This is a genomic window from Pedococcus sp. P2_E5, from assembly GCF_056403895.1.
Map to the genome: position 1 here is coordinate 1 of NZ_JBFUEP010000040.1, position 23,350 is coordinate 23,350.

The following is a 23,350-nucleotide window of genomic DNA, read 5'->3' on the forward strand; positions in this document are numbered from 1 at the left end:
ACCGACAGTGTGCCGCACGTGCTGTCGTTGCTGGTGTTCGGTTCTACTTCTTCGTGTTGTATGCCGCGTCCATCCCCTTGAGGACCTCCTCCGGCGTCGTGCTCCCGGCCAGCAGGCCCTGCAGGCCGGCGAACATGGCCTGCTCGGTACGGGCGTTCGGCCAGAACTGGTTGAGGAAGTGGACCGTCCGGCCGGCCTTGACGTAGTCGTTGACCGGCGAGAGCGCCTCGGGGGCCAGCTTGATGGCGGGGTCCGTGATGGCGGGCACTGGTCCCTTCATCGCGTTGACGAATGTCTCCGTGCCCTGGGTGGTACCCATGAAGTCGACGAAGTCGAGCGCCATCTTCTTGTTCTTGGCCTTGGCGTTGACGGCGGCGCCACCAGAGCTTGCCGCGGCGATGATGCCGGTGCTGGCGTCGTTGCCGCCCGAGACCGGGTGGTACTCGATGGGGTTGTCCGGTCCGGCGATCTTGCGCAGGGCCGCCAGCTGCAGCGCACTGGGCATGGTGCCCAGGGCCTTGCCACTGGCCACGAGCTGGAGCATGCCGTCGTTGTTCAGGCCCGTCGACTTCGCGTTGAAGCAGCCGGCCTTGATCATCTGCTGGTAGTAGTCCAGCGCCGTCTTCCAGCCCGGGTCCGTGGCGAAGGTCGTCTTGCCCTCAGCCAGGTCCTTGTCGAAGTTCGGGTTGGCACCGTAGATCAGCGACGGGCCGAGGCTGTACAGCGGGTTCTGGACGTTGTTCAGGGTGGCGGCGCCCATCGCGAACGCGACCTTGCCCTTGGCCTTGGCGGCGGAGCAGAACGGCAGCACCTCCGGCCAGGTCGCGGGCGGCGTGAGGCCGGTCTGCGTCAGGGCCGTCTTGTTGTAGAACACACCGAACGTGTTGAGCAGCGTGCCCATGAGGTAGGTCTTCCCCTCGTACTGCATGAGGGGCTTGACCGCGTCCGGGTACTTGCTCGCCCAGGGCCGGTCCGAGAGGTCCAGCAGGTAACCGCGGGGGGCGATCTGGAGCAGTGCGCCGGGGTTGCCGTTGGCGGGCCAGATGTACATGACATCGGCTGCGGTGCCTGCGGACAGCTGGGTGCCCAAGGTGGCCTGGTACTGCTCGGTGTCGGCCGTGGTGAGGATGATGTCGGCCTTGGGGTTCTTGGCCTTGTAGGCCGCCAGCACGGCCTCGATGCCGATCTTCTCCGAGCCCTTCCAGCTGATGGTCAGGTGGTTCGAGGCTCCATCGCCCGACTCGCTGGCCGGTGCGGTGGAGCACGCTGCGGTGACTGACCCGGCCACTGCCAGGACGGCAACTGCCTTCGTCACATTGTTGATCCGGTTCACGACACGAATGCCTTTCTAGTGATGGTGATGTCTACTCGATGACGGTTCGGGCTCTAGCCCTTGACACCCGTGCCGAGTCCCTTGATGAGCGACTTCTGGAGGAAGAAGAAGGCGATGAGCACCGGGATGACCCCGATGATCAGAGCCGCGAAGATCGTTCCCCACTCAGAGGTGAACTCGCCCACGAAGCTGTAGACCGCGACCGGGACGGTGCGGTTGGTGGTGCCGCTGAGGTACAGCAGCGGCTGGAGGAAGTCGTTCCAGGTGAAGAGTCCGTTGAGGATCACGACGGTGCCCGTGATGGGCCGCAGCATCGGGAAGAGCACCCGGGTGAAGGTCTGCAGGGGTCCGGCACCGTCGATCGCCGCGGCCTCCTCGTACTCCCCCGGGATGCCACGGAGGAACTGCGTGTAGAGGAACACCGAGAACGGGATGCGCAGCCCGGTGTCGATGATGATGAGCGGGACGACGCTGCCGATGAGCCCGAGATCGCGCATCGTCGTGTAGAGCGGGATGAGGCCGAGCTGGAACGGCAGCAGCAAGCCCACCATGAACGTGTAGAACGCGGCGCTCGACCAGCGCGTGGTCATCCGAGCGAGCGGGTAGGCCGCGAGGCTCGAGACGATCACGATCAGGGTGACGCTGACCACGGTCACGATGAGGCTGTTGCCGATCGCCCCACCGAGCCCGGACTCGGTCCAGGCGGTCGTGAAGTTCCCGAAGGTCGGGTGCAGGGTCGGCTTGACCGCGGACGACAGGTCCGTTGCTGGCCGGATGGCGAGGTTGACCAGGACGTAGATCGGGAAGAGGAAGGCCAGCGCGACGATGAGCATCACGCCCTCGAGAGCGCTGGTGCGCCAGGTGTAGCGGTTCATCGTGCGTCCTTCCCGGAGCGGAGGAGGAACCGGTACTGCACGACAGCCAGGACCGCGACGAAGCACGACAGCACGACGGCCAACGCTGCGCTGTACCCGAGCTCCCCGTACTGGAAGGCGTTGCGGTAGACCAGCGTGGACAGGGTCTCGGTGGACTGCGCGGGTCCGCCCTGGGTGGTGACCCAGATCTGGTCGAAGATCATCAGGCCACGGATCAGGGACAACATGAGGTTGACGGTGATGGCCGGCGCGAGCATCGGCCGGACCACGTACCAGAAACGCGCGATGGGGCCTGCGCCGTCCAGGGCGGCAGCCTCGAGCTGCTCCTGCGGCACACCCTGCAGACCAGCGAGGTAGATCACCATGGCGTAGCCGGAGAACTGCCAGATGGTGATCGCCGCGATGGCAAAGAGAGCCACCTTGGGGTCGCCGAGCCAGTTCTTGGCGAGGCCGTCGAGCCCTGCGCCGGTGAGCATCTCATTGATCGGCCCCTCCGGCTCCAGCAGGAACTGCCACAGGAACGCCACGACCACCGACAGGACCACCACGGGGGCGAAGAAGATGACACGGAGCACGTTCCGGCTGCGCAGCCGCCCGTTCAGGGCCAGCGCAAGGCCGAGGCCGATGACGTTCTCGAACACGGTCACGAGGACTGCGAAGAGCAGCGTGTTCGTCACCGCCTTGACCGCCTGCGGGTCCTGGAACAGCCGGGTGTAGTTCGAGAAGCCGACCCACGAACGGTCCGGGTTGAGGTTGCTCCAGTCGGTGAACGACAGCGCCGCGCCCTGGATGCTCGGGATGATGACCACGAACAGGTAGGGGATCAGCGCGGGGACGAGAAACAGCCACAGCCGTGGCCGTCGCCTGCGCGGCACCCGCGGGGCGTTGCCCTTGGTCGTTGCCACCCGTTCGGTCACGGCGGTCGCCATCGGTGGTCCTCCGGTCTTCTGTCGGGCACACAGGCCCGTCGTTGGGTCCTGGTCCGTTGCGACCAGTATGTGTTCGGCTCGTGCGGCCGGTCTTGTGTCCCCGGGACGCGAACTTGGCGGCGGGGGACGAGGTTTCGCGCTGGCGCGCTCAGTAGAACTCGTGGGTGTTCACGACGTTCCGCAGGGGCAGGTCGTCGAGGAGTCGTGAGGCGTTCTCGGCGAACAGCTCGGCGATCAGGCGGTCCTCGTCGTCGGTGATCGACGCGCCGTGCGGGCTGATGACCACGTTGGGCAGGTCCCACAGCGGGCTCGAGGCGGGCAGCGGCTCCACCGCGAACACGTCCAGGGCGGCGAACCCGACGGTCCCGTCCTGCAGGGCAGCCACGAGGGCCTCCTCGTCGACCGTCGACCCGCGCCCGACGTTCACGAAGGTGATCCCGGGGCGCATCGCCGCGAACACCTGCGCGTCGACCATCCGGTGGGTCACGTCGGTGCCGGGCAGGGCGAGGACCACTGCGTCCGCCTGCGACAGCGCGGCGCCCAGGCGCTCCAGCGGCACCACCTCGTGAACCCCCTCGGCCACGACCGGGCGTCGGTGCACGCCGATGACGGTTGCGCCGAGCGCAGCGAGCTTCTGTGCCGTCGCGCGACCGATGTTGCCCAGGCCGACGACGACAATGCGCTGTCGGCTGACCCGGCTCATCGTCCAGCGCAGCGCCCACTCGTGCTTGCGCTGGTGCGCCTGGAGGCGGTGCAGGTCCTTGGCGCCGGCCAGGACGCCGAAGACCGCGAACTCAGCGAGGGGGTCGGCGTGTACGCCCGCCGACGTCGTGAACAGGATCCGGTCGAAGGCCTCGGTGGGGAGCTCAGCCTCCTTGACGTGGGCGCCTCCTCCGGCCCGGGTCGTGTGCACCCACCTCAGCCTGGGGTTCGCGGCGACCGCCCGTCGCAGGGCGGGTGCGGACTCGTCGGGGAGGCCGTAGAGGGCATCGGCGGAGTCGACGAGCGCGTCGAACGCCTGCTGCTGCTCGGGCGTGCGCGTGAACGCAGGGTCGCCGCCGTGGTCCCCCGGGTACCGCGCCGGGGGCAGGAGGGACTGGTCGCGGACGACCGTCACACGAGGCTCGAGGTGCTCGATCAGCTCGCAGTGCTCCTCGCTGAGGACGGTGGCGGCAACGACGCGCAGCTGTGGCATGGGGGACGTCTCCTGGTGCAGGGGCTGGTGTGACGGGGCTTTCGGGTGAAGGTACGACGGTCAGCGCGCGGAAGGGGTCGGTGTCCGGACCGACGGGGCAGACCGGATGGCAGACGCCAGCACCTGGGCCAGGTGCAGGGGCACGTGCGCAGTCAGGTTCTGGGTCTGCGTACGGCAGGAGTACCCGTCGGCGATCACCGTGGCCTGCGGCGACTGGTCCAGGGCGGAGCGAACCGCGGGGAGCAGGGCGCGCTCGGCGATGCTGACCGACACGTCGTAGTGCCCACGCTCGGCACCGAAGTTGCCCGCGAGCCCGCAGCAGCCGTCGAGCACCGTCGCCTCGAGGCCGAGGGCACGCAGCAGCTCGGTGTCCGCGGCAAACCCGGTCGACGCGTGCTGGTGACAGTGCGGTTGCACGACCGCGGGCTGCGGCGACTCCCCCAGCACCGGCGGTCGCCAGTCCGGGCGGTGGCGCGCGACCAGCTCGGCGAGCCCGACGACGCGGTGCTCGAGGCCCTCGGCCCTTGCATCGCCGGGCACCAGTCGGGCCGCCTCGTCCCTCAGCTGGGCCGTGCAACTGGGTTCCAGCCCGACGACCGGGATGGTGGCGGGGGCGACCCCCGGCCATGCCGTCGCCGCAACGTCCTCGATGGCCTCGAGGCTGGCGACCAGCTGGCGTCTGGCCCCAGCGAGCTGTCCGGTGGACACCCAGGTGAGACCGCAGCAGACGCGGTCGCGGGTGATGCGGACGTCGAAGCCGAGGTGCTCGAGCACCTCGACGGCCGCGCGGCCCACCTCGGGCGCGAAGTGGTCGGTAAAGGTGTCGACCCAGAGGATGACCGGGGTCCCGCCATCCTCCGGCGCGGGCCCTGCGGTCGCGGGGCCGCGGTCGGCGAACCAGGCGCGGAAACCCTGCTCGGCGAAACGCGGCAGAGGTCTGCGCGGGTCGACTCCGCCGAGCCACCTCAGCACTGGCGTGACCCCGGGGAGCCCCAGGGCCGCGTTGGCCGCCCTGGGACTCAGTGCCGCGACCCGCGACCAGCGCGGCAGCCAACCCAGCGAGTAGTGGCTCCGCGGTCGAAGCCGTCCCCGGTAGTGGTGGTCGAGGAACTCGGCCTTGTACGTCGCCATGTCGACGCCCGCAGGGCAGTCGACTGAGCAGCCCTTGCACGACAGGCACAGGTCCAGTGAGTCCAGCACCTCGGTCGAGCGCCAGCCGTCTGTGACGAGATCCCCGTTGGCCATCTCCTGCAGCAGGCGGGCCCGGGCTCGCGTGGAGTCCTTCTCGTCGGCCGTGGCCAGGTAGGACGGACACATGACCCCACCGGAGTCGGTGCGGCACTTGCCGATCCCCACGCACCGGTGCACGGCGGTCGTGAAGTCGTCCCCGTCGTTCGGGTAGGCGAACGCGAGCCGGGTGCGGCCGCCATACTCCCCCGCCGGTCGCGCCGCAGGGACGCGCAGGTCCTCGACGAGCGGGCGGGGCCGCACGATCACCCCGGGGTTAAGCAGGTCGTCCGGGTCGAACACCGCCTTGGCCTGGGCGAACGCGTCGAGCGCCTGGGGTGAGTACATCTCGGAGAGGAGCTCGCTGCGGGCCCGACCGTCGCCGTGCTCGCCCGAGAGCGACCCTCCGTGCCGACTGACGAGCCTCGCGGCGTCGTGGAGGAAGGTCCGGGTGCGCACACTGCCCTGAGGCTCGGACAGGGGCAGGTCGATGCGAACGTGGATGCATCCGTCACCGAAGTGTCCGTACGCCAGGCCGTCGAGGCCGTGACGGTCCATCAGCGCGTCGAAGTCCCGCAGGTAGGCACCGAGGTTGGCCGGCGGGACGGCGGCGTCCTCCCATCCCGGCCACGCGGGCCGGCCTGCGGGGGTGCGGCCGGCGAGCCCCGCCCCGTCCTCCCTGATGCGCCACAGGGAGCGGGCAGCCGTGGGCGAGTCGACGACGACGGCGTCGGTGGCCCCGGCGGCGAGCGCGGCGGCGACGAGCGCCCGGGCCCGGTCTCGCGACTGCTCCTCGCTCTCGCCGCCCAGCTCGACGAACAGCCAACCGTTGCCGGCCGGCAGCCCTGCGGTGGACGAGCCGCGGGCACCGACGGCGTCGACCAGTCGACGGTCGATGCCCTCCATGGCGAGGGGGTTGTGGTCGAGAAGGGCCGGTGTGGCGTCGGCAGCGGAGATCATGTCGGCGAAGCCGAGCACGACGAAGCTCGTCGCCGCCGGGCTCGCGACGAGGCATACCGTGGCCTCGACGATTGTCGCCAGCGTCCCCTCGGAGCCGACGACGAGCCGGGCCAGCCGCTCGCCGTCGAGGCGGGCCGAACCGGTGTTGTGCTCCGGCAGCAGGTGGTGCAGGGCATAGCCGGAGACCTGACGCCCGAACCGGTTCAGCTCGGTACGGAGCGTGGCCAGGTTGTCGGCGGCCACGGCGCGCAACGCCTGGGACAGGTCCTCGGGAGGCGATCCGGTGTCGAACAGGCGACCGTGTCCGTCGACGACGGTCAGGGCCAGCACGTTGTCACTGGTCCGGCCATAGGCGAGGGCGTGCGACCCGCACGCGTCGTTGCCGATCATCCCGCCGAGCGTGCACCGGGCGTGCGTCGACGGGTCTGGCCCGAAGCGCAGCCCGTGCACGGCCGCCGCGCGCTGCAGGTCGTCCAGGACGACCCCGGGTTGGACCACCGCGGTCCGGGCTACAGGGTCGATGTGCAGGACGCGGTTCATCCGCACCGAGAAGTCGAGAACCACTCCTGTGCCGATCGCGTTCCCCGCGACGGACGTCCCGGCACCCCGCGAGGTGAGGGGGACGCCCTCGTCACGGCACACGGCCGTGACTGCCTGGACGTCGGCGGCGTCCCGGGGGAAGACCACGACCTGCGGCACGACCCGGTAGTTCGACGCGTCGGAGGTGTACTCGGCCCGCCGGCGCGTCGACGCGTCTACGAGGCCGGTGCCCCCGGGGCCGAGCGCTGCGACGAGGCGCCTCGCGAGCGCCGCGACGTCGTGTGCCTCCGTCACTGCTAGCTCCAGATCGGGGCCAGCTGGGTGCGGAAGTGCTCCAGTCCGCGCCGCAGCTCGGTGACCGGGTCGGGCGAGTTGTCGATCTCCTCGATGGCCCACCCTGCCCACTGGTGGTCACGCAGGATCTGCATCCACTCCTGCCAGTCCACGATCCCCGAACCGAGGATTCGGAAGTACGTCAGCATGACGTCGTGGCGTTCCTTGGGCTCGCCACGCAGGACGTGACCGGAGAGGGGCCCGACGCAGTCCTTCCAGTGCATGGTGGGGATGCGTTCGATGTGGGTCCGCAGGACCTCGACCGCATCCCCCCCGTCCAGGGTGATGTGACCGGCGTCCGGGCACAGGTGCACCGTCGCCGGGTCGGTGAGGCCCAGGACCGTCTTGATGTCCTCGTTGCGCACACACATCGAGTAGGCGTCGGTGTGGATCGCCATCCGGACACCGTACGGCTCGATGATCCTGCCGAGGCGGTTCATCTGGTCGGCATACCGTTCGTGGGTCTCACGCGAGACCGGTGCGGTGAAGTCCTCGGCCGTGGCCGAGTCGTCCGGGCTGGCGCTGCCGAACCGGGACCGGGGCACGGACCCGATCGTGATCGTCGACGCACCGACCGCGTTGAGGAACCTCGCATGCCGCTCGATGTACTCATCGGCCCTGCCCTCGAGGGAGGGGTCGTCCATGGCCTCGCCGATGAACGTGCGCCCAGGGGAGAAGCTGGACGTGACGACCAGCCCGCGGTCGGCCACTGCCTGTGCGAACGCCTCGGCCGACCCGTATGCCGCGATTGCCAGCTCGAAGTCGCCCGGTGCGGGGGCGAGCTCGATGCCCTCCACGCCGGCGTCGCGAGCGCCGTCGAGCATCCCGTCGAAGTAGTGCCGTGGGTCCTTCGCGACCTCCTTGGCCCACTGGGGGAACGGCAGACCGGCGGGCAACCCCCACCAGCCGGACTCGAAGAAGGTGATGAGGTTGGTGCCGAACCGGATCCGTGGCGCGGTCATGCCGATGCCTCGGTGCGCGGCTTGACCTCGACCCACTCGCCGGTCCTGGCGGACTCGGCCACCGCGTCGACGACGCGCTGCACGTGCACCGCGTCGGTGAACGAAGGGGCGGACCCTGTCCCGTCGACGATGGCGCGGATGAACTTCTGGAACTGGATGGCCGACACCTCTACGTAGCCGAGCCCGAGCCCGGCCAGCTTCCAGAAGCCGTCCGGGTGCTGGGAGCTCGTGTGGATGCGCCGGAAACCCTGGTGGTCCGCGGGCTCGTCGACGTAGGAGACCTGGAACTCCTCCTTCGAGTTCCAGTCGAACTGGGTTGCTCCCTTGGTCCCGTCGAGCTCGAAGTAGACCCGGTTCTTGCGCCCGGATGCGTAGGAGTGGGCGGCGAAGGTACCGATGGCGCCGGAGGCGAACTGGGCGATCCAGACGGCACCGTCGTCGATCAGGTCCTGCTCGAGCCGCTCGTGCTCCGGGAGCCAGCCGTCCTCCGCGTCCTGGCCCTTGGCGCGCAGCAGCCCGCAGACGCGGACGATGTCGCCCAGGAGGTACTCGCCGAGGTCGATGACGTGCGACCCGATATCGCCCAAGGTGCCTGAGCCTCCGGTCGACTTCCGTGCGCGCCAGCGATCGGGCTGGGCGGACCAGCCGAACCCGACCTCCTGCAGGTAGCTGGCCCGGAACTGCAGAGGGGTGCCGAGCTTGCCGGCATCGAGCAGCTGCTTGGTGAAGGCGATGGCCGGGGTGTGCCGGTAGTTGAACCCGACCTGGGCCACGAGGCCGCTGGCCTGGGCGGCCGCTGCCATGGTCTCGGCCTCGTCCGCGGTGTTGCTGATCGGCTTCTCGCAGAAGACGTGCTTCCCGGCCGCGAGGGCGGCCAGTGCGATCTCCTGGTGGAACTGCGGCGGGGTGCAGATGTCGACGACGTCGATGTCCTCCCGACTGACCACCTCGCGCCAGTCCGTCGCGTACTCGGCCCAGCCGAGCTGGGCAGCCGAGGCGCGGGCCACGTCGGGGTTGGTGTCGACGACGACCTGGCGGGTGACCGTCGCGCCCAGCTCAGCCGCGAGCGGCGCGACCGCGTACGCCATGCTGTGCGCCTTGCCCATGAACCCGCCGCCGATGAGGGCGACCTTCAGCTCTTTCACTCTTGCATCTCCCAGTTCGTCGTCCACAACGGCTCGTTGCAGAACACTCTTGCGCGGTGGGGCGCGCTGATCTTGTGGGCTGCCGACCGGTTCTTGTCTGCCGGTGCCTCGTTGTCTGTTCGCCACGACAGCGGGGGTGCCGATGGATACAAACCGCGGTCAGACCGGGGAGTCAGGCCGCGGCGATGGCGGCGGGCGCGACGCGGTTGGCCAAGGCTTGGGCGCGGTAGCTGCGTGGCGGCATCCCGTTCTCGGCCTTGAACAGCCGGCTGAAGTGCGCCGCGTCCCACAACCCCCACCTGGCCCCGATGCTGCTGACCGGCACGTTGGCCAGGGTGGGGTCAGTGAGGTCGATGCGGGACCGCTCGAGCCGGCGCCCCCGGATCCACCCGCGGACCGTGAGGCCATCCGCCTCGAACAACCGGTGCAACGTCCGCGTGGACACGTTCTGGCTCGCGGCGATCGCCGAGGGCGACAGCCCCACATCGCCCAGGTTGGCCTCGACATACTCCTTGGCCGAGCGCAGCAGCCCATCCCGCCCGTACTGGTCGACGACCGGCGCTCCGTCGCAGCACAGCAGCGCCATGAGACCCACGACGTGGTGGGCCAGCTGCGCCGGGTTGCCGCTCACGTACTCCGTGGGCTGTGAGGCCAGCACTCGCAGCACGTGTCCCACGAGGCTCGCCGTGCCGGTGCCCGTGCCCCAGACCCGTCCATGCGCCTGGGACATCGCCTTCAGGTGCGGCCCGACCGTCGCCGCGGGAACGCGGATGATGAGGACCTCGGTGTCCGGCGCCGTCGTCACCATGAGCTGGTCGCTGTTGCGCACCACCGCGAAGTCACCCTCGGCCAGGTCGAACGAAGCGTCCTTGAGCCCCACCCGCGCGGAGCCCCGCAGGGCGTACAGCGCGCGCAGCGGCCAGGTCGAGTCGTGGTCGGGGTTCGTGTACACGCGCTCTCCGTGCGGGGACTGCAGGTGCGCGATCTCGAGGCGGTCGACCCGACGGGTGACGATCGAAGGTGCCTGTGTGGTGGTGACTTCGTGGCTCATGGACGAGTTACTCCCTTGTATCCCGTAGTTACACGTGTCCGTTACTCGTGTACTGTGACACGTGTAACTAAACTGTCCAGCATTGCCTGCAACTTCCTCGCATCCGGTCGTCGCTGCCTACCGGGACGCAGCCCCGCGTGGCAGGACGAGGCAGTTGCGCGTGGGGGACGACTGCTTGACTGCGTCGGCCACAGCCCCTCGCAAAGCTCCCCGGCTGGCTACGTTCGCCCCATGACCCTGCTCTTCAACGACCCGGCCGACTTTGCCGACGAGATGCTGGAGGGGTTCGTCGCCGCCAACGCCGACGCGGTCAGGGCGGTTCCGGGCGGCGTCGTGCGACGCACCGGGACCACCGTGGGCAAGGTCGCCGTCGTGGTCGGCGGCGGGTCCGGCCACTACCCCGCGTTCGCCGGCCTCGTGGGCGCCGGCCTGGCGGACGGAGCCGTCGTCGGGAACCTCTTCGCCTCCCCCTCACGCCAGCAGGTCGTCAGTGTGGCCTCCAGTGCCGCGACGGACGGCGGGGTGCTGCTGACATTCGGAAACTACGCCGGCGACGTGCTGAACTTCGGTGCCGCCCAAGAGGCGCTGCGTGCGCAGGGTGTCCCCTGCCAGACCGTGCTCGTCACCGACGACATGTCGAGCGCCAGCGCGGACGAGCGACACAAGCGTCGCGGGATCGCGGGCGACCTGGCCGTGTTCAAGGTAGCCGGCGCAGCGGCAGAGCGCGGGGACTGCCTGGATGACGTGGCCCGCCTCGCCACTGCGGCCAACGACCGTACGCGAAGCGTGGGCGTGGCCTTCAGCGGCTGCACGCTCCCGGGGGCGGACTCCCCCTTGTTCAGCGTCCCTGCCGGCAGGATGGCGGTCGGCCTTGGGATCCACGGCGAGCCCGGGCTCCGCGAGACGGACGTCCCCACCGCCGCCGGCCTCGCCGCGCTGCTGGTCGAAACGCTGCTCGGCGAGCTGCCAGAGGGCATCACGTCGACCCAGGGCCAGCGGGCCGCCGTCGTCCTCAACGGGCTGGGGTCAGTCAAGTACGAGGAGCTCTTTGTCGTCTACGCATCGGTGACGCGACTGTTGGCCGAAGCCGGGATCGTGGTCGTCGCCCCTGAGGTCGGCGAGTTCTGCACCAGCTTCGACATGGCTGGTGCGTCGCTCACCATCCTGTGGCTGGACGACGAGCTCGAGCAGCTCTGGCTCGCCCCGGCGCAGTCACCTGCCTTCAACCGGGGCAGCGTGCCCAGCCCCGCCCCCACCGATCTCGCCCCTCCGGACCACAACCCGCCTGCAACGTCGAGCGAACCCTCTCCCGTCACTGCCCTACCGGCCGATCCCGCGTCGGTGAGCGCCGCCCAGGTGGCGCTGTCCGCCCTGCTGGCCATGGCCGACACCATCACGGAACACGTCGACGAACTCGGCCGTATCGACGCCGTCGCCGGCGACGGCGACCACGGAATCGGGATGCAGCGCGGCGTGCTCGCGGCCGTGGAGGCGGCCGCTGACGGGGTGGGCCGAGGCGAGGGCCTGTCCCGGGTGCTGGGGGCTGCCGGCGACAGATGGGCCGACCGGGCGGGCGGGACCTCTGGCGCTCTGTGGGGGGTCATGCTGCAGGCACTGGCCGACGCGTTCGATGACACGAGGACGCCGACCTCGCAGGACGTGGCTCGTGGTGTCGCGAGCGCGCGCGACCGGCTGCAGTCGGTCGGGAAGGCCCAGCTGGGCGACAAGACCATGGTCGACGCGGTGGTGCCGTTCACAGGAACGCTGCTCGAGCACCTGGGCAGCGGCGCGGCGTTGCCGGACGCCTGGGGCGCCGCCGCGCGGTCCGCCGTCGACGCGGCGGCGGCCACGTCCGAGCTCGTCCCCAGGGTCGGGCGAGCCCGGCCCCACGCACAGAGGAGCGTCGGTACCCCGGATGCGGGGGCGCACTCCTTCGGCCTGATCGCCACAGCCGTGGCAACTGTCCTCACCACCAAGGAGCCCCATCGTGACCAGCCCCTCCCCGCCCACTAGGTGGCGCATCGTCGTCGGCAGCGACGACGCAGGGTTCGCCTACAAGGAGATCCTGCGGGCGGACCTCGAGGCGAACGGTCTCGTGGCTGAGGTCGTCGACGTCGGCGTGGACGCCGACGGGCACACGCCCTACCCCGCCGTGGCCATCCGCGCGGCCGAGATGGTGGCACGCGGTGAGGCCGACCGGGCCCTGCTCGTCTGCGGCACCGGCCTCGGGGTCGCAATCTCAGCCAACAAGGTGGCAGGCGTGCGCGCCGTCACCGCGCACGACAGCTTCTCCGTCGAGAGGTCCGTGCTGTCGAACAACGCGCAGGTGCTGACCCTCGGACAGCGGGTCATCGGGCTCGAGCTGGCGCGTCGACTGGTCGGAGAGTGGCTCACGTACCGCTTCGACGAGACCAGCTCCAGCGCCCAGAAGCTCGCAGTCCTCGACCGGTACGAGACAACGCAGTCCTGCTGATGGGCGATCGCGTCACCATCGGGGTGAGCCTGAAGTCGTACTTCGGCAACAGTGCGGCTGCCTCGTGGTTCGAGGCCGTCGCCGAGCTTGCGGCAGGATCCTCCGCGCTGGCCGCAGGGGAGATCGAGCTATTCGTGGCCCCGACCTACCTCCAGGTGCAGGCGGCCACCCGTGCCTTTCACGGGTCGCCTGTGCTGGTGGGCGCGCAGGACGTCGCCGCGTACGGCCCTGGCCCCTACACCGGTGAGGTCAGCGCGGCAGAGCTGGCAGAGGTGGGCGTGCGCCTGGCCGAGGTGGGGCACGCCGAGCGCCGCCGCCTCTTCGGCGAGACCGACGAGGTCGTGGCGACCAAGGTCGCCATCGCCCTGCGGCACGGGCTCACCCCGGTGCTGTGCGTTGGCGAGCTTGGCGTCGGCGGGGCGGAGGAGGCCGCCGCCGACTGTCTGCTCCAGCTGCACGCGGCCCTCGCCGGTGCGCCCTCGGGGCGCGTCATCGTCGCCTACGAGCCCGTCTGGGCCATCGGGGCCCAGCACGCTGCTCCGCTCGACCACATCACGACGGTCTGCACCCGACTGCGCATCGCCCTTGCAGAGCTCTCGGACCGGCCCGACAGCAGCGTGATCTATGGCGGTAGCGCGGCGCCGGGCCTCCTCACGGCGCTCGGCGCCAGCAGTGACGGGGTCTTCCTGGGGCGCTTTGCCCACGATCCGGAGCAGCTCGGCAGGGTCCTGGCGGAGGCCGAGGCGGTCGTCAGGTCGCGACGCCGAAGTGGTGCGGCGTCCCGGTGACGCCGGGAGCCTTCGCCCTGATGGTGGTGACCGGGGCCGCGACGGGGGTCATCGGCTACGCGACGGGCATCGGCACCCTCGTCGCCTTCCCCGTCCTGCTCGCAGCCGGCCTGAGCCCGATCGCCGCCACCGTCACCACGTCCGTCTCCCTCGCGGGCGGGACCGTGGGCGCGCTCACCACGTCCCGGCCCGAGCTGGCCAGCGTCCGGCACTACGCCGTCCGACTCACTCTCATCGGGCTCGTCGGCGGGGCGCTCGGCTCAGGGCTCCTCCTCCTGCTGCCCGCGGCCTGGTTCGAGCGGGTCGTCCCCTATCTGATCGCCTTCGGTTCCCTCACCCTCCTGGTCGGCCCCTGGCTTCGCCGCGCGCATGGAGGGCGGGTGCACGACGCCCACCCGGCCTTCCTGTTGGCGGTCGGTGCGTCAGCGGTGTACTGCGGCTACTCCGGGTCCGGGGCGGGCGTCCTGGTGATGGCCACGATGGCTGCCGTCCTCGACAACAGCCTCGCCGAGCTGGCCGCCCTGCGAACCCTCGTCCTCGGGACCGCGAACCTCACGTCCGGCGTCATCTTCGTCTTCACCGACCACGTCCACTGGGGGATCCTCTTCCCGTTGGCACTGGGGACGATGCTGGGCAGTGCGGCGGCTCCAGCACTGGTCAGGCGGGCCCCGCAGACCGGGCTCCGGTTCGCCGTGGCAGCCGGCGGGCTCTGCGTGGCCATCGTCCTCGCGCTCGGGTGGGGACGATGACGGACGAGATGCTGCTGCCGACCCCCCGGCTGTTGGACGGCGCGACGGTCCGGTCAATGCGGTGGTGCGTGTTGGCCCCGGGTGCGATCGCGAACGCGTTCGCTCAGTCGCTGCACCGCCACAGCACCCAACGCATCGTGGCCGTCGGGTCGCGGTCGCTCGAGCGCGCGGAGCACTACGCGAGCCGTCACGGGATCGACCGCGCGTACGGCTCGTACGAAGCGGCCCTGGCGGACCCTCGCGTCGACATCGTGTACGTCGCCTCGCCGCACACCGCGCACGCCCCGCTGGCTCTGGCCGCGATCGCCGCCGGCAAGCACGTCCTCGTCGAGAAGCCGCTCGCTGCAAGCGCGCACGAGGCGCGCAGCATCGCCGAAGCCGCCTTGGCAGCCAAGGTCTTCGCGATGGAGGCCATGCACACCCGGTTCCACCCCTGGGTCGACGTCATGGACCAGCTGATCGCCGACGGGGTGCTCGGCGACCCGCGGTTCGTGGCCGCCGACGTCGGTCGGCACTTCCCCATCGACCCCTCGTCACGTCTGCACGACCCACTGCTCGGTGGGGGTGCGTTGCTGGACCTCGGTGTGTATGCCGTGTGGTTGGCAGTGCACGTCGCCGGCCCGCCGAACCACGTCGCGGCCGCGGGCCAGCTGGCTTCCACCGGCGTGGAGTCACAAGCGACTGTCGTCATGACGACTCCCTCCGTGCACTCGGTCGTGTCGACCACGATGGCCGGCTACACGCCGAGCCGTGCCGTGGTCGCCGGCGAGTCGGGACGGGTGGAGACGACAGGCCGTTTCCCCATGCCGGGGTCGCTGGCCGTCTACGACGGGAGCAACCGGCTCGTGGGCACTTTCGAGGACCGCACGGGACTCCAGGGCCACGACGGGCTCGCCCGCCAGGCAGACTGGGCCGCCCACCACATCGACAGCGGACGTTTGGAGGCACCACAGCTGCCCCTGAGCCGTTCGGTCGCGGCGCTCGAGGTCATCGACCGAGCGCGCGCAATCCTTGCCGCTGGCGGCGGTCCACACGTCGAGCCACAGCGGTGACCAGTGGGGTCGTCGGGCCTCCCCAGAGGCGTCCGGCATGACGAGACCGTTTCGATTCGGGGGGGGTTGCCGGGACAAGGGCGGCTGTGCAGAGAGCTTCCGCGCCAGAAGACCCTTCCCGCTACAAGCGGAGGGCGCCAGACTTGCGTTTCCGCGGGTCAGGCGCCCTCTGTGCACGTTGTGGCAGGTGAAGGATTCGAACCTTCGAAGCTTTCGCTATGGATTTACCGACCGAGGTATGCCGCCCGCTCACCAGCGGAATACGAGCTCGGCGGCGAACTTCGCGCGATTTCGCCACAAAACGCTCGACGCCAGACGTCGTCCTTCGACCACATCCGGACCTTCAGCCGGCCCCCCTTGGCTTGGTCGCCGGCGAGGACGTGGTTGGGGCCTCGAGCGACATGGATGCTGGGTGAGGCCCCGCGATCGCCGCCTCCTTGGTGCGTGGTGCGATCGGTCAGGCATCGACTACGACCGGCTCGTTGCTGCGTGCGCCACTGGTGAACCTGGGCAGGAAGCGGGTGCTCACGGTGAGCAACAAAGCGATCAGGAACTGGATGCCGACCGTGGTCGCGAAGGCGGTCGGGATGCCGTGCGGCTCGAGGGCGAGGTAGATGGTGCCGAGGGTGGCCACGCCCAACGCGAGCCCTGACTGCTGGAGGGTGATCAGGACGCCGCCTCCGATGCCGCCGTGGTGCGCCGGGACGTCGGTCAGCACGACGCGGAACAGACCGGCGAACAGCAGCGACTGGCCGGCGCCGATCAACGCCAGTGGCCCGGCGAGCGCTATCAGGGCGACGTGCGGCCAGGTGACGACCATGACTGTGGCGACGAGGGCCAACCCGAGGGCCTGGGTTGCGGAGCCGGCGGCGATGGCGGCGCGGCCGTACCGGTTGATGATCTTCGCGCTGACTAGCGAGCCGAGGAGGAACAGTGCCGCCATCGGCAGGATCGACAGCCCGCCGACCAGTGCGTCCGCGTGCAGCCCGTCCTGCACGGTGAGTGCGAAGACGAACATGAAGGAACCGAAGCCCACGCTGAACGGCAGGATCATCGCCAGGCCACGGGCCATGGACGGCAGCCTGAGCACGGACGGCGGCAGTAGCGGAGTGAGTCCCGCGCGCTCGCTGCGCTGTTCGACTCTGACTGTGAGCGCGCCCAGCACGACCGCCAAGCCGAGCAGCGCCCAGGTCCAGGTCGGCCAGCCGAGCGTGTGGCCAAGGCTCAGCGGCAGTAACAGGGCGACAAGGGTCCCGCCGAACAGCAGGGTGCCGGGTAGGTCGACGCTGCTCGCGTGCGCCGACCGGGTGGCTGGGACCACGCGCTTGGCGATGAAGTACACCGCGACCCCGAGGGGCACGTTGATCAGGAAGATCGGTCGCCACGAGGACCCGGCGATGTCCGCGGTCACCAGCACCCCGCCGGCGAGCTGTCCGACGACTGCGGCGATGCCGGACGTCGCCCCGTAGAGCGCTAGGGCGCGAGTCTTGCGTTCCCCCTCCAGGACAGCGTGAAAGGTCGCCAGGACCTGCGGGACCAGCGCGGCCGCCGCCGCGCCCTGCCCCAGCCGCGCCGCGACCAGGACCCAGATGTTCGGGGCGAACCCGCAGGCGGCCGACGCGAGCACGAATCCGGCAGCGCCGATCTGGAAGAGGCGATGCCGCCCGATGCGGTCGCCAAGCCGCCCGCCAAGGACCAGCAATGCTGCGTAGGCCAAGCCGTAGGCAGCGACCACCAGCTCGAGTGCACCCGGGGTCGCCTGCAACGACCTGCCGATGCTGGGCAGCGCCACGTTGACGATGAAGAAGTCCGCGATCGGCAGGAAGGCACCAGCCAGGAGGATGAACACGCCAAAGGGGTGGAGGCCTCCGGCCCGGGCCACCTCGCGCGGCGAGCCTTGGCGGGTTCCTGCAACGCCGGGTTGGACAACGACTTCGGCCATGACACCGCCCATTTCGCAGAGTGTTAATGCTTTCATAATCACTATATGTTCATAACTACGCTCTTCTCATACGTATGTCAAGCGAAGCAGTTAGGCTGGCGGGGTGGTTGCCAGAGGTGGACGAGGCCCCAGCGGGGCACGTCGAGTCGATCCCCGTTGGGCCGAGCTCAGCGACCTCGCACTGGTCGTCGCCCGAGAGATCCAGATCCGTCCCTACCTCGACGAAAGCGTCCTGCACCTCTCGCCGTCCGAGGGCATGGTGATGCGCCACCTCCAAGGGGGCGAAGCCGCGACCCCCACCAGCATCGCCGCTGCCGTCGGACTGCAACGTACGAACGTCTCCACCGTGCTCCGCGGGCTCGAGCACAAGGACCTCATCGAACGCAGCACGAACATCGAGGACCGGCGCGTGGTCACCGTGCAGCTGAGCGAACGCGGGCGCGGACACTACGAGCTGGCCCGCAACGAGTGGGCCGCCGCACTAGCCTCGGCCGCTGGCAACGACACCCGCCACCTCGACGCAGCCATCGAAGTCCTGGCCCGAGTCAGAGACGGAATGACCGCGGACCGGCGAAGCTGATCCTCGTTTACAAGACACCGCACTAACATCACCCGCGATGGACCGCGGACAGCTTCCGGGCCAACGCGTTACGCGAAAACCTTGCCCGGAGACGACGAGCAGCTCGCCCACGCAGGGAGAATGGCCACCAGGACGTGCCTGACACCTCAACCAGACGACGGCATCCCACAACCACCAACGCGGCAACGGCGCAAAGTGCCTCGAGAGATACGGTCTGGTACGAACGACCACAGTGGGCCCCTGGTCTCGCGCGGACAAACTGTCTAGAACGGCGTCCCGGTCACATTCGACGGCGCCACTTCGCGTGTGGTTCGGCCTCCCGCATCGCCCGTCAGCCCAGGGCTATTCCGAACCTCTCGGCGAGCTCCTTCGTGAGGGCGGACGGCGGAACTGGCACGTACTCCAGAGTGGCTCGAACCCACCAAAGGCGCGACCAGTCGTCGGGGTCCCAGTGCTCGACCAGCAGCGCGGCGCGGGGGTCAAGGGCAAGGTTCTTCTCGCGTTGAAGCTGAGAGGAGGCTTTGGGTTTGACCCGGTCCACGGGCAGGCCCACATACCCGTCGTCGCTTGCGGCGTACAGGACGGGCTGCGGGTCGGGTCCACGCTCGGGGTGAAGGGTGCAGAGCACGCCGTGCATCCGTGAGCCCAGTCGTGACCGTGCCTCTTCGGGGGGCAACTTCATGCCCTGCTCCAAACTTCATGTCCATGTGGGCGATGCAGTGGTCTCGCATGGCCACGCCGCGGCAGCGACCGTAAGCACACGGCGGAGGCTGGGTGCGAAAGAGGGCCTGTGACCAGCGTTTCCGCTGGTTACAGGCCCTCTGGTACACGTGGTGGCAGGTGAAGGATTCGAACCTTCGAAGCTTTCGCGATGGATTTACAGACCGACGTATGCCGTCCACTCACCTGCTGCTTCTCGGCTCGCCGCCGAAATTTGCCGCGATTTCCCCGCGAACGGTCGACGCCGGTCGGAGACCTTCGGGCACAGTCGGACTATCAGACGCGTTAATCGCCGCCACACCGCCGCTATACGGCGACCGCCCTCCCGTCCCCCTTCTAAGCACGCATCCCTAGCGGCTTCTGGATGAAGCGTGCCGATTGCAGCTGCGCTACCCGGCTCGGCCAGTCATGACACGGCACAGGTCGGAATGAGAAGGACAGACCAGTGCATGGTGTGCATGTGCGCGTGTCAGCTGCGGCCGGTAGAGAAGCCGTAGAGCTGGTCGGGGTTGGTCACGAGGACGCGGTGGATGACCCCGTGGTTCGGGGCCCAGCCCTCCAGAAGGCTGAGCATGTCGGCGTCGTTCGGCATGGGGACCTCGCCCCGCGAGGCGGTGGGGTGCGGCCAGTCCGACCCCCAGACAATGCGTTCGGGCGCTGCGGCCACGAAAGCCTTTCCGACAGCCGACCTGTCCCCGTAGGCCGGCGGCCCGGAGACGGACTCGTGGTAGACGCCCGAGACCTTGACCCAGGTGCGGCCCTGATCGACGAGGCCGAGGATCGCCGCGTATGTCGGGTGGTTGGTGCCGATGGCACCGGGGATGCGGCCCATGTGATCGAAGACGAGGTCGGTGGGTAGGTCTTGGAGCAGGTGCAGGTTCTCCAGGATGCCGTCTGCGGTCATGTGGATCTGAACGTGCCAGCCGAACTTGGCGACCCGTGCCGCCAGGGGTCGGATGAGCTCGGCGCCGGCTCCGCCGGGCCGGGTGAGGTTGAAGCGGATTCCTCGGATTCCACCGTTGTGCAGGTCCTGCAGTTCTGCGTCACAGGTGGTTGCGCCGATCACGGCGATGCCTCGTGCTCGGTCTTGGCCCATCTGGGCGATGGCATCGAGGGTGCAGCGGTTGTCGGTTGCGTAGTTGGACGGGGTGACGACGACAGCCTTCTGCGTTCCGAGGCGTGCTTGGAGAAGTCGGTAGTCGTCGACCGTGGCACGTGGCGGAGGCGTGGCGGTTGGCGAAGGGTATGGAAACCGCTCCGGCTCGAAGATGTGGATGTGGCAGTCGACCGAGCCGTGCGGTGGCGTGAAGGTGGGCCGGTTGGTGCCGACGGAGAACGGCGTAGGGGTGGGAGCTGGCCGGGCTGCTCGAGAAGACGCAGGGACGGCGACTGCAAGGGCCGAGGCGCCGGCTCCGGCGAGGAGTGTTCTACGAGTGATCGTGTGCATCGTTGGACTCGATTCGGAGAGGGGGTGGTTGCGGTTCAGGCGAGCGTTTCAACGTCCCTGTCGAGCAATCCGCGCAGGACGTAGGGCATGACGCCGCCGTGGCGGAAGTAGTCGACCTCGCGGGGCGTGTCCAGCCTTGCCTTGGCCGCGAACGACCTGCCGTTGCTGGTGATGGTGACCGCCGGTTGCACCTGGTCGGGCGAGAGTTCGGCAAGGCCGGTGATGGTGATCTCCTCGGCGCCGGTGGGTGCCAAGTCGTACGGTCCTGCGTCGACCAGCTCGAGTGGCACGATGCCCATGGCGACCAGGTTGGAGCGGTGGATCCGTTCGAATGACTGGGCGATGACCGCGCGAACACCGAGTAGCGCCGGGCCCTTGGCGGCCCAGTCCCGGGAGGACCCGCCGCCGTAGTCTCGCCCGGCCACGACCACCACGGGAACGCCCGCATCCCGGTAGGCGCTGGCTGCGTCGTAGACCGACGTCTCCGCCGCGTGGTCGAGGAAGTTGAGGGTCCTGCCTCCGCGTGTGCCGGGTGCTACCTGGTTCTGCAGGCGCACGTTGGCGAACGCGCCGCGCATCATGACCTGATGGTTGCCGCGCCGAGATGCGTAGGTGTTCACGTCCCGGCCCTCCACGCCGCGCTCGTGGAGATGGGCGGCGGCCGTGCTCGTGGAAGTGATGGCGCCAGCGGGTGAGATGTGGTCCGTGGTGACCATGTCGCCGAGCTTGACGAGGACTCGCGCAGAGACGATGTCTGTGGTCGGGTGCGGCTCGATCGTCATGTGGTCGAGGTACGGGGGTCTGCGGATGTACGTCGATTCCTCATCCCAGGAGAACCGTTCGGAGCGAGCGGCCGCAACGTCTTGCCACCGCTTGTCGCCGGCGAAAACGTCGGCGTAGGCGCTGGTGAACATCCCCGGGTCGATGTGGTCGGCCATGACCGCCTCGATCTCCGTCATGTCTGGCCACAGGTCGGCGAGGAACACAGGTTCACCCGTCGGGTCGTGCCCCAAGGGTTCGTTGTACAGGTCGATGTCCATGGTTCCGGCGAGGGCGTAGGCGACGACCAGGGGCGGTGAGGCGAGGTAGTTCATGGCGACCTCTGGCTGAATCCGACCCTCGAAGTTCCGGTTGCCCGAGAGCACCGAGACGACGTTGATGCCGTTCTCGGCGATGGCGTTGGACACCTCGGGAATGAGGGGGCCAGACGCGCCGATGCACGTCATACAGCCGAAACCCGCGAGGTTGAAGCCGAGGGTCTCCAGGTCGGGAACCAAGCCGGCCCGCTCGTAGTAGTCCATGACCACCTTCGACCCGGGACTCAGCGTCGTCTTCACCCAAGGCTTGCTGCGCAGACCGGCCCTCACCGCGTTCCTGGCGAGCAGCCCGGCCGCCACCATCACCGAAGGGTTGGATGTGTTGGTGCAGGAGGTGATGGCCGCGATGGCCACCGCACCGTCGGCCAGCTGATGGGCCTGGCCGTCCAGCATCACACTTGCCTGCGCGGTCATCTCACGACCTGACGTCGCCTTCACGGCCACGGCGAAGCGCGCCTTGGCCTCATCGAGGGGCACCCTGTCCTCAGGCCGTGACGGTCCAGCCAGGGAGGGCACCACCGTGCCCAGGTCGAGATCGATGGTCTCGTCGAACTCGAGCTCACGCGCCGCGTCGTGCCACAAGCCTTGGGCCTTGGCGTACACCTCGACGAGACGCACCTGCTGCTCGGGGCGCCCGGTGAACCGCAGGTACCGCAGGGTCTCGTCGTCGATCGGGAACAGCGCGCAGGTGGACCCGAACTCCGGACTCATGTTGGCGATGGTGACCCGGTCGGCCACCGGCAGTGCGGAGACCCCGTTTCCGTAGAACTCGACGAGCTTGCCGATGACCCCGTGTCCGCGGAGCAGCTCGGTGATCGTCAGGACCAGGTCGGTCGCGGTGGTCCCTGTGGGCAGCGCTCCATGCAGCCGCACCCCGACGACTTCCGGCACGCGCAACGACATGGACTGCCCGAGCATGGCCGCCTCGGCCTCGATCCCCCCGATTCCCCAGCCGAGGACGCCGAGCCCGTTGACCATCGTCGTGTGGGAGTCGGTGCCCAAGCACACGTCGGGAAAGGCCCAACCGTCCTCGACCATGACCACCCGCGCCAGGTACTCGACGTTGACCTGGTGCATGATCCCGGTGCCGGGCGGGACGACGGAGAAGTTCGCCAGCGACTGCTGCCCCCACCGTAGGAACCGGTAGCGCTCACTGTTGCGGGCGTACTCCAGCTCGACGTTGCGCGACATCGCGTCTGGACGACCGAACACATCCGCGATCACCGAGTGGTCGATGACCAGCTCGGATGCGATGACCGGGTTGACCTTGTCCGGGTCTCCGCCCAGGGCGGCCATCGCATCCCGCATGGCGGCGAGATCGACGACAGTGGGCACGCCATTCGTGTCGTGCAGGAACACCCGCGAGGCGAACAGGTCGACCGGGGTGTCAGAGCCCCCGGCCACAACTGCCCGCACCTGCTCGTCGGCGTTCTGGGACCCGTCGTGGAAACGCAGCACGTTCTCGAGAAGGATGCGCCGGCTCACTGGCATCGTGCGTGGCGCCAGGTCCGTCACGCGGTGGTACGACAGCGTTACCTCGTCCAGTTCCAGATGGGCGACAGTCCCAAGCGCATTGGACCGGCTGCCCGTGAGGTGGATGTTGGGCGTCACGATGTCTCCTCCCTCGCCTCCGGCGCCTCCGGGATGTCGTCGGGAAATGCCGGACTGCAGAACGTGTTCACATGTTCACCTTCGACCACGCACCGGGCGGCTGCCTCGCGCCACGCGGCGTAGTGCGGCGCCGCCCGGTGCTCCTCCAGGAAGGCGTCCTCGTCGCGGTAGATCTCGTAGAGGATGAAGCGGTTGGGGTCCTCCACGGAGCGGTGTACGTCGAAGCGTAGGCATCCGGGCTCGTCGCGCAGGCTTGCTCGGGCGTTGATTCGGATCGCCGCGAGGAACTCACCCGTCTTGTCCGGGTGAACCTGCAGGGAGACAAGCACGGTGTGCATGGG

General features: G+C 69.1%; 19 protein-coding genes. 6 read left to right on the forward strand and 13 right to left on the reverse strand.

What is annotated here, in order from left to right:
- Positions 1-43 precede the first annotated feature (43 nt).
- The 8 genes from AC1DVZ_RS14150 to AC1DVZ_RS14185 all read right to left on the reverse strand — a co-directional run bounded on the left by AC1DVZ_RS14150 (position 44) and on the right by AC1DVZ_RS14185 (position 10,550).
- Positions 44-1,333, reverse strand: coding sequence for an ABC transporter substrate-binding protein (locus AC1DVZ_RS14150; protein WP_477618840.1), 1,290 nt, complete (start codon positions 1,331-1,333; stop codon positions 44-46).
- Positions 1,334-1,386: 53 nt separating this feature from the next.
- Positions 1,387-2,208 (reverse strand): carbohydrate ABC transporter permease, encoded by an 822-nt coding sequence (locus AC1DVZ_RS14155; protein WP_477618841.1) that lies wholly within the window; start codon positions 2,206-2,208, stop codon positions 1,387-1,389.
- Positions 2,205-3,137 carry a carbohydrate ABC transporter permease gene (locus AC1DVZ_RS14160; RefSeq protein WP_477618842.1) on the reverse strand — a complete coding sequence of 311 codons (933 nt, stop codon included), beginning with the start codon at positions 3,135-3,137 and terminating at the stop codon, positions 2,205-2,207. The genes AC1DVZ_RS14155 and AC1DVZ_RS14160 overlap by 4 nt, the downstream gene beginning before the upstream one ends.
- Positions 3,138-3,285: 148 nt before the next feature.
- Positions 3,286-4,332: a D-2-hydroxyacid dehydrogenase gene (locus tag AC1DVZ_RS14165; protein WP_477618843.1), complete on the reverse strand. Its 1,047-nt coding sequence runs from the start codon at positions 4,330-4,332 to the stop codon at positions 3,286-3,288.
- Between the two features lie 60 nt (positions 4,333-4,392).
- A complete protein-coding gene (locus tag AC1DVZ_RS14170; RefSeq protein WP_477618844.1) occupies positions 4,393-7,353 on the reverse strand; it encodes an FAD-binding and (Fe-S)-binding domain-containing protein in 2,961 nt (986 codons plus the stop codon).
- A gap of 2 nt (positions 7,354-7,355) precedes the next feature.
- Positions 7,356-8,354 carry a sugar phosphate isomerase/epimerase family protein gene (locus AC1DVZ_RS14175; RefSeq protein WP_477618845.1) on the reverse strand — a complete coding sequence of 333 codons (999 nt, stop codon included), beginning with the start codon at positions 8,352-8,354 and terminating at the stop codon, positions 7,356-7,358.
- Positions 8,351-9,499: a Gfo/Idh/MocA family protein gene (locus AC1DVZ_RS14180; RefSeq protein ID WP_477618846.1), complete on the reverse strand. Its 1,149-nt coding sequence runs from the start codon at positions 9,497-9,499 to the stop codon at positions 8,351-8,353. Before AC1DVZ_RS14180 ends, AC1DVZ_RS14175 begins: the two co-directional genes overlap by 4 nt.
- A gap of 172 nt (positions 9,500-9,671) precedes the next feature.
- Positions 9,672-10,550 (reverse strand): helix-turn-helix domain-containing protein, encoded by an 879-nt coding sequence (locus tag AC1DVZ_RS14185; protein WP_477618847.1) that lies wholly within the window; start codon positions 10,548-10,550, stop codon positions 9,672-9,674.
- Positions 10,551-10,781: 231 nt separating this feature from the next.
- Between AC1DVZ_RS14185 and AC1DVZ_RS14190 the strand changes: the two genes are divergently transcribed.
- Genes AC1DVZ_RS14190 through AC1DVZ_RS14210 form a run of 5 tightly spaced genes read left to right on the forward strand, consistent with a single transcriptional unit; the run spans position 10,782 to position 15,612 of the window.
- Positions 10,782-12,563, forward strand: coding sequence for a dihydroxyacetone kinase family protein (locus AC1DVZ_RS14190; protein WP_477618848.1), 1,782 nt, complete (start codon positions 10,782-10,784; stop codon positions 12,561-12,563).
- Complete coding sequence (locus AC1DVZ_RS14195) at positions 12,538-13,023, forward strand: ribose-5-phosphate isomerase (protein ID WP_477618849.1); 486 nt, start codon at positions 12,538-12,540, stop codon at positions 13,021-13,023. The genes AC1DVZ_RS14190 and AC1DVZ_RS14195 overlap by 26 nt, the downstream gene beginning before the upstream one ends.
- Positions 13,023-13,811: a triose-phosphate isomerase family protein gene (locus AC1DVZ_RS14200; RefSeq protein WP_477618850.1), complete on the forward strand. Its 789-nt coding sequence runs from the start codon at positions 13,023-13,025 to the stop codon at positions 13,809-13,811. The genes AC1DVZ_RS14195 and AC1DVZ_RS14200 overlap by 1 nt, the downstream gene beginning before the upstream one ends.
- On the forward strand, positions 13,808-14,560 hold the full coding sequence (locus AC1DVZ_RS14205) for a sulfite exporter TauE/SafE family protein (protein WP_477618851.1): 753 nt from the start codon (positions 13,808-13,810) through the stop codon (positions 14,558-14,560). Before AC1DVZ_RS14200 ends, AC1DVZ_RS14205 begins: the two co-directional genes overlap by 4 nt.
- Entirely contained in the window at positions 14,557-15,612 is a 1,056-nt protein-coding gene (locus AC1DVZ_RS14210; protein WP_477618852.1) for a Gfo/Idh/MocA family protein, read from the forward strand. Before AC1DVZ_RS14205 ends, AC1DVZ_RS14210 begins: the two co-directional genes overlap by 4 nt.
- 457 nt (positions 15,613-16,069) lie before the next feature.
- Here AC1DVZ_RS14210 and AC1DVZ_RS14215 read toward each other — a convergent pair whose 3' ends face one another.
- Positions 16,070-17,554, reverse strand: a complete 1,485-nt coding sequence (locus tag AC1DVZ_RS14215) for an MFS transporter (RefSeq protein ID WP_477618853.1) — start codon at positions 17,552-17,554, stop codon at positions 16,070-16,072.
- Positions 17,555-17,657: 103 nt separating this feature from the next.
- Here AC1DVZ_RS14215 and AC1DVZ_RS14220 point away from each other — a divergent pair, with 103 nt between their 5' ends.
- Positions 17,658-18,134 (forward strand): MarR family transcriptional regulator, encoded by a 477-nt coding sequence (locus tag AC1DVZ_RS14220; RefSeq protein WP_477618854.1) that lies wholly within the window; start codon positions 17,658-17,660, stop codon positions 18,132-18,134.
- Between the two features lie 331 nt (positions 18,135-18,465).
- On the opposite strand, the gene AC1DVZ_RS14225 is transcribed toward AC1DVZ_RS14220, so the two are convergent.
- The 4 genes from AC1DVZ_RS14225 to AC1DVZ_RS14240 form a co-directional block, all read right to left on the reverse strand.
- Positions 18,466-18,816, reverse strand: coding sequence for a PNPOx family protein (locus tag AC1DVZ_RS14225; protein ID WP_477618855.1), 351 nt, complete (start codon positions 18,814-18,816; stop codon positions 18,466-18,468).
- Between the two features lie 507 nt (positions 18,817-19,323).
- Entirely contained in the window at positions 19,324-20,301 is a 978-nt protein-coding gene (locus AC1DVZ_RS14230) for an amidohydrolase family protein (RefSeq protein ID WP_477618856.1), read from the reverse strand.
- 35 nt (positions 20,302-20,336) lie between these two features.
- Positions 20,337-23,009 carry an aconitate hydratase AcnA gene (gene acnA / locus AC1DVZ_RS14235; RefSeq protein WP_477618857.1) on the reverse strand — a complete coding sequence of 891 codons (2,673 nt, stop codon included), beginning with the start codon at positions 23,007-23,009 and terminating at the stop codon, positions 20,337-20,339.
- Positions 23,006-23,347 (reverse strand): putative quinol monooxygenase, encoded by a 342-nt coding sequence (locus AC1DVZ_RS14240; protein ID WP_477618858.1) that lies wholly within the window; start codon positions 23,345-23,347, stop codon positions 23,006-23,008. Before AC1DVZ_RS14240 ends, acnA begins: the two co-directional genes overlap by 4 nt.
- Positions 23,348-23,350 lie beyond the last annotated feature (3 nt).